Below are 16557 nucleotides of genomic sequence, written 5' to 3' on the forward strand. Positions count from 1 at the left end.
CCCACACAGATAATTGATTGCTAATTGTTAAAGAGCGTGCTTCAAACTCGTTTGAAGCGAGAACCGCTTGCGCCATTCTCAGAAGTCTTTCTCAGTCGTTTGCTGCGTTACCGCTGCCCCGTCTGTGGATGCGCATTATAGGGAGTTTAAAACACTGTGCAAGCGCTTTTTGAAGAAATAAAATCGTTTGCCTAAAAAACAAGCAAAGCCTGTTAAGACTCCTCAGCCAGCGCTAATGATAAACCACCGGCACGCAACGTCTGGCGCTGTACTACCCGCACCAGCAGAGACGGCTCAGCACAAATCAGGGTAAAGCGGGCCGATGCGCGGGTAATGGCAGTATAGAATAACTCTCGATTCAGCAGTCCATTGTCTTGAGCAGGCACTGCCAGCACAGTATGGCTGAATTCTGATCCCTGGGATTTATGCACTGTCATCGCAAACACTGTTTCCACTGCACTGAGCCTGGCCGGAATAACCCATTTAATCCCCTCCGCTATCGCGAATGCGACTCTGAGTACGACGCTGACACTGCCATCTGACTGGACGACTGATTTAGGCAGACAAATCCCAATGTCACCATTCATCAGCCCCAGCTGATAATCATTGCGGGTGACCATCACCGGCCGACCAGCATACCATTGATGCTCTGGCGCAATTAAGCCGGCTTTGGCCAGACAATGCTGAATTTGCAGATTTAACTGTTCAACGCCAAGCTCACCTTTACGGGTTGCCGCCAATACCTGAAAACAACTATGGGCCCGGAGAATATCTTGAGCCCAGCCATCCTGTAGCTCTGGCTCAGCGGGCACATTACCAAGCATGGCCAAATAATGCCGGTAACCATAACCTTTCGGGTGATTAGCACCATCAACAATTAACTGGCTAAATGCTGCACCGGTGCTGCCGGCTTCCTGTAACAATAACAGCTCAGCAGGATAGTTATGCCAGATAGCCGGATCTAATTGCCCCTGATTCACCATTGCAGCCAGCCGGCCAATGCCACTATTCTGACCAAAGCGGTGACTATGTCGCAACATCACAATATGCTGCGACAGTAAGCTGCCTTTATCACTGATAAGCGTGGCCGGGATCTGCTGGCTGGTTTGCTTTGCTAACCAGCTGGCCGTTGCCGGCAGGTAATCGCCGGCAACGGCTTTTTTGCACAGCTCAGCCAATAATGCGCCTGCCTCTACAGACGACAACTGATCTTTATCACCCAGTAAAATGATCCGGGCAGATTGCGGTAAAGCTTGCAGTAATGCCGCCATCATTTCGACATCAACCATCGACGCTTCATCCAGCACCAGAATATCCAGCGGCAACGGCTGATAACGATTAAAACGCAGATTTTTGCTGCCGGGGCGTACCCCCAGTAAACGATGAATAGTGCTGACATTAACCGGAATAGCCTGCTCAATCTGGCTGAAACCGTCAATATCAAGCGCCGCCAGCCGGCTGATGGCGCCACTGATACTGTCTTTTAAACGGGCGGCTGCTTTACCGGTAGGGGCTGCCAGGCGGATCTCCAGCAACGGTGCCTGCTGGCGCAGCTGTAATAATTGCAACAACGCCAGTAAACGCACCACTGTGGTGGTTTTGCCGGTACCCGGGCCACCGGTAATCACAGTAAAAGCACTGCGACAGGCCAGCGCACAGGCCAGCTGTTGCCAGTCAGGTTGCAGCTGTTGTTCAGCTGGCTTACTTTGCTGAAACAACCGGGCTATTAACGGCAATAAAACGCTGTCTGGTAGCTGCGCACTCAGGATGTCACTCTGGCTCAGACGCTGATTAATCTGGCTGGCAATATCCTGCTCATATTGCCAGTAGCGGCGCAGGTATAAGCGGCTACCTGACAGCACCAGCGGATTATGACCGGCACCGCGATCTACCACTGCCGACTGATTAAGCGCATGCTGCCACTGCGCTAAGCTTACTGCAGCGAGTTGTTGTACGTCAGCTTGCTGACTGGCAGTCAACTCTGCCCCCAGCCCCAGCGTTAATAACGGCTCAGTCTGCAATTTTGCCAGATCCAGACAGACATGGCCGCGCTTTAACTGATAACTGCACAGCGCTGCAGCCAGCCATACCAGTGGCTGTGCCGGCTCGTAGCGACCAATAAAACCGGCAAACGACTGATCTAACGGCCGCAACCAGCCGTCAGTCTGCCACTGCTTCAGAATAAGTTCAGCTTGCAACGATAGCCTCCCCGCGAAACAGTTGATCCAGGGTAGTAATCAATTGCAAAGAGGGTTTTAACCACACCATGCCCTGCTGTGGCGCCGCTACACCTCTGATAAACCAGTGCAAAGCACCGCCGATATCGCGCTGATAATCATAATCGGCAAGCCGGCTGCGTAATAAGCGGTGCAGCGCCAGACAATAAAGTACCGCCTGCAAATCATAGCGTTTTTGCAACATAATCAGTCGTAACGCGTCCTCGTTATAAGCGCTGGCGCACTGCCCGGCGCGGTTAGATTTATAATCACACACCACATAGCGCTGCTGCTGACAATAAACCAAATCGATAAAGCCTTTGAGCATCCCGTTAAGCTGGCCGGGCAATAGTGCGGGCCTGGCTTGACCTGGCCAGATGTGCTGCTGTAACAACCTGTCCAATTGACTGATATCAATCTGCTGGCAGGGCAACCAGAATTCCAGCTCTACCTGATAACTGGCAAGCCCTGCCAGATTAAGCGGGTCAGCGTTGCTGGGTTCCGGCAACGACAGTGCACTGTCTAGCAGCTGAATTAACCACTGTTGTAATGGCTCGCAGTCAGCCTGCCAGCCTCTAAGCTGGCAGCGTTTACTAAGCTCTGCTGTCAGTAGCTGCGGCTGCTGGCCGATTACTGCAAATCCCTGTTGGCCCATCCACTCCAGCATCCCGTGCAGAAAAGTACCGGCTTGCGGCCCGGCAACAAACTGGTATTGAATAGCAGGATCCTGCAACTGTGCCGCTACTGGCTCAACATCAGATTCATTATATAGCTCTGGCAATAGTTTTTCGCTGGCCCGCTCTGGTCCACTTTGCAATAGTATGCTGCTCTCGCCCAGTTGCCGGGTTAAGGCACTGTAACTGGCAATCCACCAGTGCTCCCGGAATATATGGGTAATTTGCCGGGCAGTTAAGGTCAGCTTGGGTTGGTAGGGCGCCTGATAAACGCTCTGGCTTGCTTTGGGCAATGTCTCCAGCCTGATAGCCGGACACCCTGCCCAGCTTTCTTTTACCTGCGAGGCAAAAGCCGTGGGCGTAATACCAGAGCTTGCCAGTAAATAGCTGATCGCACTTGTTTCTGCCAGCGGTGCCAGGCCTAACCAGCAAGCATACTTTGCCCGGGTAAGCGCGACATAACACTTACGAATATCTTCGGCCAGCCGCTCCTGCTCAGCTGAGGCCAGAATGTGTTCATCTGGCTGATAACTGAAGCAAAGATTACCCTCTTCGTCGCGATGACTGACCGGCAACTGGCTAGCGTTAACCGCTCTGGCGGCGCAAATAAAAGGCAGAAACACCAGCGGATACTCCAGTCCTTTTGATTTATGGATTGTTACCACCTGCACCAGCTCGGCATCACTTTCCAGCCGCACTTTCTGTTGCTCGCTGTCACCGCTGGCTTGTTGCTGAATATGCTCGGTTAAAAAACGTAATAAGGCTTGCTCACCATCCAGCTGTTGAGAGGCCTGTTGCAACAATTCGGCCAGATGCAGCAAATCGGTCAATGCTCTTTCGCCATCAGCACTTCGGCGCAAACGTGCCGGGACCGCAAAATCAAATAGCAGACTGCGCAGCATCGGTAATACGCCATAACGGCGCCACTGCAGCTGATAGTTTTTAAACTGCAGACACAGTTGCTCCCACTTCAGCTCCTGTTGCTGTAACTGGTCAAGCTCCACCAGGCTAAGGCCGATAGTACGACAGCCAATAGCCGAGCGCAGCAGACTGTCTTGCTCAGGCTCAGCGCAGGCACTTAGAATAAGCTGTAAATCAGTTGCTGTGGCAGAGTTGAATACCGATTCCCGGTCTGATAAATAGACGCTACGGATCTGCCGCTCAGCCAGCTGGCTCCTGATAGCCTGAGCTTCAGTCTGATTATTAACCAAAACCGCAATATCCGACGGTTTAAGCCGGCGTTTTTCACCATTTTGAGCAATAAAAAAGCTTTCATCATTGTCTGCCTGCTGCAGAATTTCCGTGATATAACTGGCGCAACCGCCGGCAAACAATTGCAGATAGGCCTGACGGCTCGGCGGTTTTTCACTTGACTCTTCCGGCAACCAGGCAGTCAGCGCTGCCGCCGCTTGCTGGTTGATATGCAGCTGCCAGGAGGTTCCTTTAGCGTTAACCGGGTGAAATGGCAACGGATCCGGAAAACTGGCTGTTTGCTCCTGCCGAAACAGAAACGCCCCGCCCGGACGCGCCTCTGCCTGAGCAAAAATATAATTGACAGCGCTGACCAGCCGGCTGTCTGAACGAAAGTTGGTGTCCAGGGTGTAATGCTGCCCCGTGGTTGCCAGTTTGGCTTTAAGGTAGGTGTAGATATCAGCACCGCGAAAGGCATATATCGCTTGTTTAGGGTCGCCAATCAGCAGTAGCGCATGCTGACCGTCTTCTGTCGCTGCCTGCTCTGACTTTGCCGGGTTAGCCAGATAGATAGCTGAAAATATCTGATACTGAACAGGATCGGTATCCTGAAATTCATCTATTAACGCTACCGGGTACTGCTCACGAATTAGTGTCGCCAGCTCCGCCCCCTGATTACCATGCAAGGCACTGTGCAGTCGCAGCAGCATGTCGTCGAAGCCCATCAGCGCCTGCTGACTCAGCCCGGCCTGGATCCTTTGCGCCAGCCAGCAGGCAGCGTGCTGCATCAGCAACTGGCGGGGCTGCGGCAGGTTTTTAAGTGCGGCTTGTAATTCGACAATACCGGCAAATGCCGGATGGTCAGGCGCCGGCTGCTGTTTCCAACACTCTGCAATGCCGTCGGGTGACAACCGGTACCAGCCGGTGCCCAGGTCAAGCTCTGCACTGGGTGCCTGCAACCAGCTTTGCAGCTTTTGCAGCCAGTTATCCAGGTAGCGTTGCTGCAATTGTCTGCCGTTAACGGCTTTGGCTGCAATGCCATCGTTCAGCAGCCTGGCTAATTCAGGTAACCACTGCTGCCACTGTACTGTCAGCTGCTGCAACTGAGCCTGGCGTTCTGCCTGACACTGGGCGATAGCCACTTCGGGTTCCGCGTAACTAAAGTCTTCCGTTGTCATCCGCTCCAGATAGTTGCTTGTCAGTCTGGCAACGCTTTGCCACAACTCATCTGGTGTTTGCCAGTAACTGAGACACTCAGCTAAGGCCTGCTCTGGCAGCTTATAATAAAAGCTGCGCCAGTAATCGCGGGCAGCCTGTAATTTCAGCGCGCTCAGATCGGTACTCAGTTGCTGACTGAATAAACTGCCGCTGGCAAACGCATGCTCTGCCAGCATGCGGTTACACCAGCCATGAATGGTTGAAATTGCCGCTTCATCCATCCACTGGGCTGCCAATTCAAGCCGACGGGCACAGTGGGCAAACTGAGTGTCAGCATAATCGGCCAGCAGCGCTGCCAGCACATCATCGTCAGTTTCAGCTTGTCGGAATGCCTGAGCTGCCTCGGTTAGGCGTAACCTGATACGGTCGCGTAACTCCTGGGTTGCCGCCTCGGTAAAGGTTACCACCAGAATTTCCGGTGGGGTCAACGGCCGCTGATAAGCCTGCGCTTTGCCATGGCCAAGCACCAGCCGTAAATACAATGCTGCGATAGTGAAGGTTTTACCGGTACCGGCACTGGCTTCAATTAACCGGTTGCCTGTTAGCGGCAGTGTTAGCAGGTTGAGCGTTACAGGTGGTTTCATTCTGCCTCTCCGGCGATGGCGGCATGGCTTAATGCAGCTAATAATGGCCGGTACAGTTGTTCGGCAAGCCGGAAAAAATCGCCACTTTGGCTCAGCTGCTGAAAATCCGGAAATAACCGCTGCAAATAAGGATTAAAGTGCACAACCCCGGGGTTATAGCTGTCGCCCTGATAGCGTTTTTCACATTGCGCCAGAATTTGCTCGCTGCTGAATTTGCCGCTGTCGGTCTGTTGCAGGTACAGAATGGCACATTCTAATTCCAGCGGCCACGGCGCCTGATGCGCCTGCAGGTAATAGCTCAGTAACAGGTTAAGCTGCTCAGCAGCGGCCGTTACTGGCAACGGAGTAATGCTAATTTCACCGGCCTGACTTAACACTATCGTCTGACAAGGCCCCTGGGTATTGGCCAGCAAATGACTGAGCCAGGGCAACACCAGATGGCGCCACTGGTATTTGCGCTGTTTAACAATGGCACTGGCACTTAACAGTAACTGACATTGCTCGCCACTGGCATTTTGCCGCAGCTGGGTAAGCCAGTCCTGCAACTCAATATCCTGATGCTGCCAGTGCACCGCCCGCGCCTTCAGACAATCAGGATAGCGTTGTTGCAGTTGTTCCAGCCGGCCGGCTAACGCCAGCACCGGCTCGGCTAGTTGGCCTGCATGTAAAGCACTCGCCGCCCCGACCCCAAGCTCGCCGCGGCGCTGCATCCGGGCCAGGCAATCATTAACAGCAGTTGCCAGTGGCTGATTATCCGCCAGCGCCTGCTGCACCCGGCTGAGTAACTGCTGCTGTAACTGCCAGCGACTGAGGCCATCTAACGCAAAAGCTTCATCATTTTCGGTGGCAAGATCTGCCTGACCAAGCCAGATCGTTAAACGTTGGGTAAAAAAACTTTTTACCGGATCGCGGACAAACTCAGCTAACTGGCGCAAGCTGACAGGCTCTGTTGGCTGCCAGCGACTAAGCATTTCAGGCTGTTGCGTAGCGACTGTTTCTGCCAGCCATTCCTGCTGATAACTGAACAATTCTGGTTCATTTTCGTTAAAATAACGTGGGCTGAAAGGTTGTAACGGATGTTCAGTGGTAAAGTGCTGCAGCAACGCGGTGTTATCCGTATTGCCAGCGACAGCGCTGTCTGACAGCCGCCAGCACTGTGCTAAATGATCCCGTAACTGACCAATCAGCATTGACGGTGCCCGCTCACTGTTATCATGGATACTGCGCCCTACCCAGCTGATATACAGCCGGTCGCGTGCCGACAATACCGCTTCCAGTAACAGATAGCGGTCATCCTCGCGCCGTGAACGATCACCAGGGCGCATATCTGTTTGCATTAAGTCAAAATCCTGCCTTGGCTGCTGGCGGGGAAAAGCGCCATCGTTCATGCCAAGCAGACAGATATGCCTGAACGGAATTGCCCGCATCGGTAGTAAGGTGGCGAATGTCACCCCACCGGATAAAAACCGCTGCTGCACGCCGGGCTGGGTCACTAAACCCAGCCAGCTTTGCGCGACTATTGCTGCAGGCAGCGCGGTGCTAAGTACAGCCTGCTGGCAATCGTTAAACCACTGATCCAGTGCTTCATATAACTGCGCCAGCAATGCCTGCTCATCCGTCAGGGCGGGTTGTAAGAAATCCTGCAACAAACCATTTAACAGCGGTAGCCACTGCTCAGGACTGTGGGGTTGCTGCAATAGCTGCCAGTACTGTTTCAGCTTTGCCAGCAGCTGGTACAAAGGGCCTAACAGTGCTGCTTCCAGACCACTGATTTCTGTGTAAGGGTCGATGCCATGCCAGCCGTCAGCGCCCTGCTCTGTGTCAGGCAGCGGACCGGTGGCAAAGCCAAGTAACATTCGGTCCAGGGCAAACTGCCAGCTGAACTGATGCAGGCCATCAGGTAAATCAAGACTGTGCCGCTGCGTCGCATCCAGCCCCCAGCGGGCACCTGCATCCTGCAGCCAATGATGCAATAACGGTAACGCTGACTCATCAATGTCAAACCGTTGCCGCACGGCGGGGACTTCAAGCAAATCCAGGATATCACTGAGCTGAAACCGGCTTTGTGCCAGCCCCATCAGCTGTTCAACTGCCTTAAACATTGGCTGTTCGGTACCCGGCGGTAAATCAGCTATAGTAAAAGGAATGTAGCGCGGATCTTCCGGCTTTACCGAAGCAAATACCGCCTGGATCAACGGCGCATAGCTGGTAATATCCGGCACCATTACCATAATATCGCGCGGTGTCAGACTAGGGTCCTGCTGGAACCCTGCCAATAACTGATCGTGCAGAATTTCCACTTCACGCATTGCACTGTGCGCCAGATGAAACTGAATGGATTGGTCGCTGTTCGCTATTGCCGGCCAATGCTGCTGACTGTCCCGCACCGGCCTTAAATCATAAATATCATGCTGCAGCATGCCCAGCAAATGGCTGGCCTCTGGTGGCTGAAATAAGTCAATTCGCTGATTAACAAAAAGATTTTTATATTGTGCTGTCTCATCAAACTCATCCAGTAATCTGATGTAATCGCGACCCTGCCGGCCCCACGATGCCAGCAGCGGCTGCGCATGGACATGAAGTTGCTCGTCACTGATATCAGCTGGCATGCCCGCTTTATAAGATTGACGATGGCGCTGAGCCCTTAACAGCTCTTTCTCGCTGATAATATCTGCCCAGTAGTGCTGGCAGGGATTGTGTACCGCCAGCAGTATCTGGCAAAACGGCGCTATTGCCGCCAGCACTTGTAAACTCTGCTGCGGCATTGCCGAAATACCAAAAATAATTAAGCGTCGCGGCAATAAACTGGCGGCTTGCGCTGCCGGCATGGCAGCTAATTTATCGATAAAGCATTGATGCACTTCAGCGCGGCTGTCACCAAGTTGCTGCACACTGATCCGATTGTGAAGCATGCGCCATAAGCTGCATTGCCATTGCTGGTCTGGTTGAAGTGGTGTCAGCTGACCTCGCGCATTAACCAGCTGATCCTGGCCATTTTGCCAGAGATTCAGCCAGTCGGCCCGGTATACCTGATATTGATCGTATAACGCAGCCAGCTGTTCTGCCAGCTGGTAGGTTTTTAATAGCGTTGGATCATCGGCAAAAAAATGTCTCAGCGGCGTAAAGCAGGGGTCGTCCGGTAACTCGGGTAGCAAACTCAGTAAATGCCAGCGCAACAGATCCCTGCTGTACGCCGAGCGTTCACTGAGTTGCTGCTGGCCCAGTACATTGCGGTAAAGTTGCCAGATAAAACGGGCCGGTAGCTGCACATCAATAGCTGAAGCGATACCACAGCCCGGCTCTGTTGCGTCGGGTTCATTAGCCAAGGCCAGTTTCAGCCACTGCGCGATACCATTACTTTGCACCAGGATATGTTCTGATTCCAGCGGCATCAGAGGATAGCGCTGCAACCAGTTTACCACCAATGCCCGTAATTGCTCTGGTGCATTGGCATGAACCACCAGAAAACCAGGTTGTAATTTACTCGCGTGCGACATAAAAAGCCTTTAATGACAGCAAGCTGCCACTATAGCTGATTTTATATCGCTATTAAAAGCAGCTTAGCATGGTGTTCTGTTTAGGTTTTTACGACGGTCATACTCTGCAATCATCAGTTGCATTTGCGCTTCATCGTAGGCCTGCAGATTACTTAAAATCATGCGCTTTTCACCGCGACCAATCTGTTTGTCATGCTGGGTCAGCACAAAATTAAGCAGAACATTACCGCGCTTACCTTCAACCTGTAACGACGATGCGGCAAGGCTAAGTGCTACCTCTGCTGTGGGTAGAGTATCAAAGGATAACGCCATGCTCTCATAGATAACTAACGGCCGGCCGGGATGGATCATCACATTATGCTGCTGCATTAACGGCTGCAGGATATGCGGGAAGTTTTGCCCGGAAAATTGGACATAATCTCGGATAAGCGGCTCTATTACTGCTAAATTATGGCTGGTTTCGCCTTGCCTCTGCAATGAAAGATAGACCTTACCCTGCGCGTCACAAATTTTCAGCTCGTCATTATGATGTTCACAGTGCAACAGAACATCAGCACTGACCATGCCGGCAAAGGTACAGCTTAACTCCTTGCTAAGGCCATAATGACTGAGCAAATAAGCAAACAGCAAGTCACCAGGCACACAAAACCTTTTAGCATCAACGTCGTGAATAGGATTAAAGTCGGTCGCTATTTGTTTAGCAAAACTACAGGATTGCAACCGGCTGAAACTAAAACCTTCGGCAGAACGGGTGACAAAATCGTCTAACAACATCAATCAAGCACTCACTTTTTAGACTTAAGCCGGCAATTCTAACCTAATTTAGCAAACTAATGGTCCAGCCAGTAATAAATAACTAACAATCACTGACCACGGCCGCCAGCCCCCTAGCATTAAAACATCAAAAAAAAACTTGCCTTTATTTTAAGCAGCAACTACTGTATATCCATACACTGTATAAATACACAGCTGGAGCACATTATGTTAGCGACTACGTCCTTTTCAAACCAGATGACAGACACAGCAAGCCTGCCAGTTCAGCAAAGTACCGGGCGCTTACAGCGCTTAGCGGCAGCTGTAGCATCTGCCAAACCGTTTTATCAGGCGCTGGCGCCGGCTTCAGCAACCAGCGCAGAACAGTTACTTATTAAAGTATTACAGCGGCATTGTGACGAAACAGGCTGGATTGTACTGGTCGCGCCAAAACAGCTGCCGTCAAAAGCACTGGCCAGTTACTTACAGCTGCCGGTGGATAAAATACTGGTTATCCATGCTGATACGATAAAAGACCCTGCAAAAACCTTAAATAAATTACTCCATAGCGACAGTTGCCGGGTGGTAATAAATTTTAGCCAGCTTGCCTCTGATGAGCTAACAACGCAGCTTAGCAATAGCGCCGCCAAAGAGCAGCGTTGGTTTTATCAATTCAATCAGTTGACTGCCCAGACTCATTAGCAGGCTGCATCAACCCATAGTGTTAATGTATACTGGCAGTCTTACTATTAACCTATGGTATTTGAGGTAGTTGTGAACTGTTATTGTTGCTCTGGCCTGCTATTTAGCAACTGCTGTCAGCCGCTGCTTAAAGGTGTCGCTACGCCAGACAGCTGTTTGCAGTTAATGCGTTCACGTTACAGTGCCTATTGTTGTAAAAATATCGAATATATATACCAAACCCAGCTGCCAGCGCATCAGCAAAATAGCTTGCAACAGCAAGCAACATTAAAAGATCAGATAGCAGAATTTGCCAATGCGGTACACTTTGTTGGCTTAACGATTACAGCCTGGTCAGCTACCAACTGCTCAGATACAGACAGATCAGAAAATGTGGCTTCACAGCCCGGCAATGAGGGCTCAGTCAGTTTTGTTGCCCGTTATATCAGTGGTAACAAACTGGAAAGTCTGGCCGAGAAATCGCGCTTTGTGTTTAATGGTCAGTGGTATTATTCAGAGGGCCGGTTTATTTCTGCGCCAGCGCAGACGATTGGCCGCAACGATGCTTGCCCGTGTGGTAGTGGTAAAAAGTTTAAGCATTGCAATCTGCATTTAGCATCCGGCACTGTGTCTACCCATCAGGGAAAAGCGTAACTAATCAGGCCGCTGTTTGCTGCAACTGCTGTAAAATGTCATAAAGAGCCGCAGGGTCAGCCTCAGACCGCTTAACCTCTCCGCCGGCACGACGGCGTTTACTATGCGCATCTAAATTCTGGTTTACTTCCGGCGCCAGTTTGGCGTTATCATCTGATAATACCAGCGGCCCCTGCACTAAATATTGTTGCAATTTGAGTTGGCGTAGTCCGCCCTGATGCAATGCCTGGCTTTGCCGGTTGAGATTTGCCAGATCCTGCTCCTGCCAGCCGTAACTTCTTGGCTGCTGTAATGAAAACCGGGCATATAAATCGTTGGTTGCAGTTTGCGGTGTGAATTGTGGTGTCTGGAACTCAGCCATTTCATCAATTGCTGGCGACAAAAATGCCAGCCACAGAGAGAAATCTGCCCGCTGCTGCTGGTTTATTGCCTTATTCAGCCGGCAATCGAGTTGCCATTCATTGATAATAGGTGTCATAGCTGCATCTTTGACCAGGGTTGTTTGGTTTATCGGCTGTCAGGTGAAAAAGTTAAGTAAAATGCTTTACATCAAAAGACAGTTTGGTAATATGCGCGCACTCGTGGAGGGGTTCCCGAGTGGCCAAAGGGATCAGACTGTAAATCTGCCGGCACTGCCTTCGAAGGTTCGAATCCTTCCCCCTCCACCATTTCTTCCTCTGTAAACTTCTCTGTTAATCTACTCTTCCCTTTCAAATTAATTTGCTTGCTAAAGTGCCCCATATTTCCGACACTTAGCTTATTCAGGCTAAAGTAAAGGCGCTAATGCAAAATAAGACTTTGGAAAATCAACGGGTGTTGATCGTTGATGACCAGCGCGCATTCCAGTTAATGTTTAAGGGCGTGCTCTATTCAATGGGCGCGACCAATGTCGCGTTTGCCCCTACCGGCGAACAAGCTCTGGCTAAATGCAGTAATATTGATTACGACATATTGTTTGTCGACTACCATTTGGGCATAGGCAAAAATGGTAAACAACTACTGGAAGATCTGCGCGAGAAAAAATTATTAAAGCCTCATAGTATCTTTATGCTCGTTACCGGAGAAAACTCGGTTCCGGTAGTGGTAAGTGCGGTAGAACTTGAACCCGATGACTACCTTGTTAAACCATTTTCACAAAGTGTTTTACGCAGCAGAATAATCCGCATTCAGAAGAAAAAGGCACATTTAGCTGAATTATTTCAGGCACTTTATGATGATAATTCTGAACAGGTAATTGAGCTTTGCCAGCAGGAAATCAGTGAAGCCGGGCGCTATCAGCAGTTCTGTAAACGGGTGCTGACCGAGAACTTAATAGCGTTAAAGCGATTTACTGAAGCAGAGCAAGTATTGCAGACTTGTCTGGAGCAGCGGCGTAATGGTTGGGCTTTATTATTAATGGCCAGAATATGCTTTGAACAGCAGCGTTTCAAAGAAAGCCAGGCCTTGTGTGATGAAGCGTTAGAGGAAAACCGATTGTTCGCGGAAGCCTTTGACATTAAAGCCCGCTGTTACCTGGCTGATAATGATCCTGAGCAAGCATTCAGCTGTATTCAGGCAGCAACTGATATTGCACCTTACTCTATGCAGCGTCAATATCTGTATATGGATATTGCCCATGCACTGCAAGATACCAATGCCAAGGTGCTGGCGAGCAAGCAACTTTATGAAATTACCCGCCGCTCAATGCGTCAGGATGTTGTTCATTTACTCAATTACATTCGCAGTATTATTGCCGCAGCAACGCTTAGTGACGAACCGCAGCAACGCAACCGATATGCTCAGGAAGTTGCTATTGCGTTGCAGCGAGCCCGGCGGGATGACAACCTTATCCGTGAAATAGACTTTGACCTGTTTGAAATCCTGTGTCAGGCCAGACTTGATTCACTAAGTGGCCAGCAATTCCAGGCAAAAAAAACCTATGCAGCGGTAGCAGAGCACGCTGAAACTCAGCAACAGGTGCTGCCGGACACCGTGCTATTACTGAACCAGATTGGTGAATTTGAGCAGGCAGACAAGCTGGCGTCACTAATAGACCCGGCGCTAAAACAGGATCCGGTATTACAACGACTATTATCTGAACAACAACGGCAAAATCAGTTACAGCAACAGCATTTCGCTCAGCTAAACAAGGACGGTATCCGGCAGTATAAAGACGGCCAGCATTTGGCTGCACTTGCTCTGTTTGAACAAGCGCTGGAACTGGCACCAATGAACACGGGCTGCGCCTTAAATGTTATTCAAACCAGCTTGCAACTGCTTAAAACTAACAGTTATGGACCCGGTGGCGGCATGCTGGAGCGCTGTAAAAAAGCATTCAGAATTGTCGACAATATGCCTTTACCAGAACATCATCGCAAACGTTATCAGGAACTACTCAGTCAGTTTTCCCAACTACAGCTGAAACCTGAAAAACGCCGTAAATAAACCTGAAATGCTAATGCCATTATTTGTTGCTTATTCAGCAGCAAATAGCGCTGCCAATTCCCCAACCAGTGAACTGGCACCAATTCGCATGGTAGCGCTGGTCGCCGTTACCCCGGTTATCTGTTCATATAAGTCGACAAACTGCAGTGCCTGAGTAACCGTCCGAACGCCACCAGATGCTTTAAAGCCAACAGGACGATCTGCTGCAGCAATGATAGTCAGCATAATTCTGGCCGCTTCTTCCGTAATACCAACGGCAACTTTGCCGGTTGATGACTTGACGAAATCAGCGCCGCTGGCAATAGCCAGCTCCGTTGCTCTGGCTACCTGTTGCGCGGTAATAAGCTCGCCGGATTCAATTATGATTTTCAAACAGGCCGTTTTACAACAACGCCGTACTTCCGCTAAAAATTCACTGACGTGCTGCTGCTCGCCCCGTAGCAACGCCTGATAAGGCATTACACAATCAATTTCAGTAGCTCCCGCTGCAAGCGCAGCGGTAATTTGCTGACAAACAGCAGACAGCGGCATATCTCCCCCCGGGAAATTAACCACCGTTGCTAACCCGAACTGCTGTCTGGTTCCGTCTTTAAATTGACTCAGCTCGCTCAAATAATCCGGATATACACAATAAGCCGCGACAGCAACAGGCAGCTCTGGCTGCTGCTTTAGCCAGCCAGCCATCAGCTGCGGCTCATCGTGGTCATTTAACCGGGTCACATCAAGCAGTTTCGTCAACTGTAATAAGCGCAATCTGTTGGTCATTTGACACGTTCCATTATCCTGATACTAACCGGACTATTGTTATTTACTCTGTCCGGCAAATTTGACAGGCAGAGTAAACCAGAACTCAGTGAAAATGCAAAAGTGAAAAAAAATAATTTTTTATGGAATTTTTCAGTTACCTGCGGGTCATAGCTATTAGTTGTAATGTTGTGTTTACTTCTCTCCCTGAAATTAAGTTGTCCTTAATTTTACCGCCGGTTTAAAACCGGCGTTTTTTTGCCCGTGATCTGCCTCTCCAATAAACAATACTGACCAGGCTAAACAACTAACTGCGGCTGATAATAAGTTAACCAGGCTTGGGCCTGCTGATATTCTGGTATGTATCGACTCACCGTTTGCCAGAAACGCTCAGAGTGATCCATCACCAGCCGGTGGGCAAGTTCGTGCACCATCACATAGTCAGTAACCCATTCTGGCGCCATCACCAGCCGCCAGTTCAGGCCTATCACTCCCAAACTATCACAATAACCCCAGCGACGTTGCCATTGACCCAGTTTCAACTGCCGATAATTAACACCCATAACAGCAGCCCAGATCAGCAAGCGCTGATTAAAGCATTCTGCTGCTTGCGCTTTTAACCAGCCATTAAGTAATTTATCGTGCCACGCTGGCAGATTTATATCAGCTACACGCTCACTGACCGATATAACTAACGTATCGTTGGCAAACGACACGTCACTTTTGGCCGAACGGCGAAAAACAACTTTGCACAGCTCACCTGCTACCAGAACTTCGGCGCGTTGCTGCCAGTTCAGTACTGGTATTCGCGCCTGTTGTCTTAATAAATGCCGTTGGATCCAGACTTGTTTAGCTGTTAGCAATTGCTCAATCTGCTTCGAATTGCAACCATGCGGCGCCCGCACCGTCACCTTGCCCTGGCTGACAATAATTGCCAGACTTCGGCGACGGCTGTAAACAATTTGGTAGTCCTGTTGCTGACAGACATCAGCTGGCAATGATATCAACTTCCAACTCCTAGCAGACTTACCTTGTGAAGGATGAGCATGTTATGATGCCAATCTGTTCCAGGTTGAGGCATAAAACACAACATGAAAATAATCTCTTTTAATATTAATGGTATTCGCGCACGACTTCACCAGCTGCAAGCCCTGATTGACAAACATCAACCCGATATCATTGGCTTGCAGGAAATCAAGGTACACGATGATGAGTTCCCCATGACCCAGGTAAGGGCTATGGGATACCACGTATACCATTTTGGCCAGAAAGGCCATTATGGCGTAGCTATATTAAGTAAACAAGCCGCCAACCATATACAGTATGGTTTTCCGGGCGATGCTGACGATGCCCAGCGTCGAATGCTGATTGGCCAGTACAGCTTAGAAAATGGTAAAACCCTGACGGTTATGAATGGCTATTTCCCGCAGGGAGAGAATCGGAACCATCCGACAAAATTCCCCGCCAAAGAACAGTTTTATGCCGATTTGCAACGCTACATTGAGCAACACCATAGTGCCGATGACTATCTGACAGTCATCGGGGATATAAACATTTCACCCGTCGATTTTGATATCGGCATCGGCGAAGCCAATGCCAAACGTTGGTTGCGAGAAGGAAAAACCTCTTTTTTGCCGGAAGAACGTGCCTGGCTTCAGCGCCTGAAAGACTGGGGCTTGATTGATACTTATCGCCAGCTTTACCCCGACGATATCAGCCGTTTCAGCTGGTTTGATTATCGCTCAAAAGGTTTTGACGATAACAGGGGGCTGCGAATTGATGTGGTAATGGCCACCCAACCTCTGGCGGAGCTTTGCACTGAGGCTGGTATCGACTACGAACTGCGTGGCATAGAACGTCCTTCAGATCATGCACCGGTATGGTCGGTATTCAATCTGGAAAACTGACTGTCACCGGAAGG

At 50.2% G+C, this 16557-nt stretch carries 11 protein-coding genes and 1 tRNA gene; 5 read left to right on the plus strand and 7 right to left on the minus strand.

What is annotated here, in order from left to right; all coding sequences use genetic code 11:
• Positions 1–212: 212 nt before the first annotated feature.
• From recD to R3187_RS13085, 4 genes are all read right to left on the minus strand, one after another.
• The gene (recD, locus tag R3187_RS13070) at positions 213–2198 is read right to left on the minus strand and encodes an exodeoxyribonuclease V subunit alpha (RefSeq protein WP_318967503.1); all 1986 of its coding nucleotides are present in this window, start codon (positions 2196–2198) and stop codon (positions 213–215) included.
• A complete protein-coding gene (recB, locus tag R3187_RS13075; RefSeq protein ID WP_318967504.1) occupies positions 2188–5883 on the minus strand; it encodes an exodeoxyribonuclease V subunit beta in 3696 nt (1231 codons plus the stop codon). Before recB ends, recD begins: the two co-directional genes overlap by 11 nt.
• Entirely contained in the window at positions 5880–9380 is a 3501-nt protein-coding gene (recC, locus tag R3187_RS13080) for an exodeoxyribonuclease V subunit gamma (protein WP_318967505.1), read from the minus strand. Before recC ends, recB begins: the two co-directional genes overlap by 4 nt.
• A 63-nt stretch (positions 9381–9443) precedes the next feature.
• Positions 9444–10154 carry a DUF3581 family protein gene (locus R3187_RS13085; protein WP_318967506.1) on the minus strand — a complete coding sequence of 237 codons (711 nt, stop codon included), beginning with the start codon at positions 10152–10154 and terminating at the stop codon, positions 9444–9446.
• A 207-nt stretch (positions 10155–10361) separates the two neighbouring features.
• Between R3187_RS13085 and R3187_RS13090 the strand changes: the two genes are divergently transcribed.
• Together R3187_RS13090 and R3187_RS13095 are read left to right on the plus strand one after the other, a co-directional pair.
• Positions 10362–10835, plus strand: coding sequence for a hypothetical protein (locus R3187_RS13090; protein WP_318967507.1), 474 nt, complete (start codon positions 10362–10364; stop codon positions 10833–10835).
• A 165-nt stretch (positions 10836–11000) separates the two neighbouring features.
• On the plus strand, positions 11001–11468 hold the full coding sequence (locus R3187_RS13095) for a YchJ family protein (RefSeq protein WP_318967508.1): 468 nt from the start codon (positions 11001–11003) through the stop codon (positions 11466–11468).
• Positions 11469–11472: 4 nt separating this feature from the next.
• On the opposite strand, the gene R3187_RS13100 is transcribed toward R3187_RS13095, so the two are convergent.
• Positions 11473–11946 carry a VC2046/SO_2500 family protein gene (locus R3187_RS13100; RefSeq protein ID WP_318967509.1) on the minus strand — a complete coding sequence of 158 codons (474 nt, stop codon included), beginning with the start codon at positions 11944–11946 and terminating at the stop codon, positions 11473–11475.
• 105 nt (positions 11947–12051) lie between these two features.
• Here R3187_RS13100 and R3187_RS13105 point away from each other — a divergent pair.
• Together R3187_RS13105 and R3187_RS13110 are read left to right on the plus strand one after the other, a co-directional pair.
• Positions 12052–12136 (plus strand) — tRNA-Tyr (locus R3187_RS13105).
• A gap of 115 nt (positions 12137–12251) precedes the next feature.
• Complete coding sequence (locus tag R3187_RS13110; RefSeq protein ID WP_318967510.1) at positions 12252–13892, plus strand: response regulator; 1641 nt, start codon at positions 12252–12254, stop codon at positions 13890–13892.
• Positions 13893–13922: 30 nt separating this feature from the next.
• Here the strand turns inward: R3187_RS13110 and deoC are convergent, their stop codons facing one another.
• Both deoC and R3187_RS13120 read right to left on the minus strand, forming a co-directional pair.
• Positions 13923–14657: a deoxyribose-phosphate aldolase gene (gene deoC / locus R3187_RS13115; RefSeq protein ID WP_318967511.1), complete on the minus strand. Its 735-nt coding sequence runs from the start codon at positions 14655–14657 to the stop codon at positions 13923–13925.
• Positions 14658–14935: 278 nt separating this feature from the next.
• On the minus strand, positions 14936–15643 hold the full coding sequence (locus R3187_RS13120; protein WP_318967512.1) for a SprT family zinc-dependent metalloprotease: 708 nt from the start codon (positions 15641–15643) through the stop codon (positions 14936–14938).
• 84 nt (positions 15644–15727) lie between these two features.
• Between R3187_RS13120 and xthA the strand changes: the two genes are divergently transcribed.
• The gene (xthA, locus tag R3187_RS13125) at positions 15728–16543 is read left to right on the plus strand and encodes an exodeoxyribonuclease III (protein ID WP_318967513.1); all 816 of its coding nucleotides are present in this window, start codon (positions 15728–15730) and stop codon (positions 16541–16543) included.
• Positions 16544–16557: the final 14 nt, after the last annotated feature.

This window comes from Arsukibacterium sp., assembly GCF_033721375.1.
In the GTDB taxonomy this organism is placed as follows: domain Bacteria; phylum Pseudomonadota; class Gammaproteobacteria; order Enterobacterales; family Alteromonadaceae; genus Alishewanella.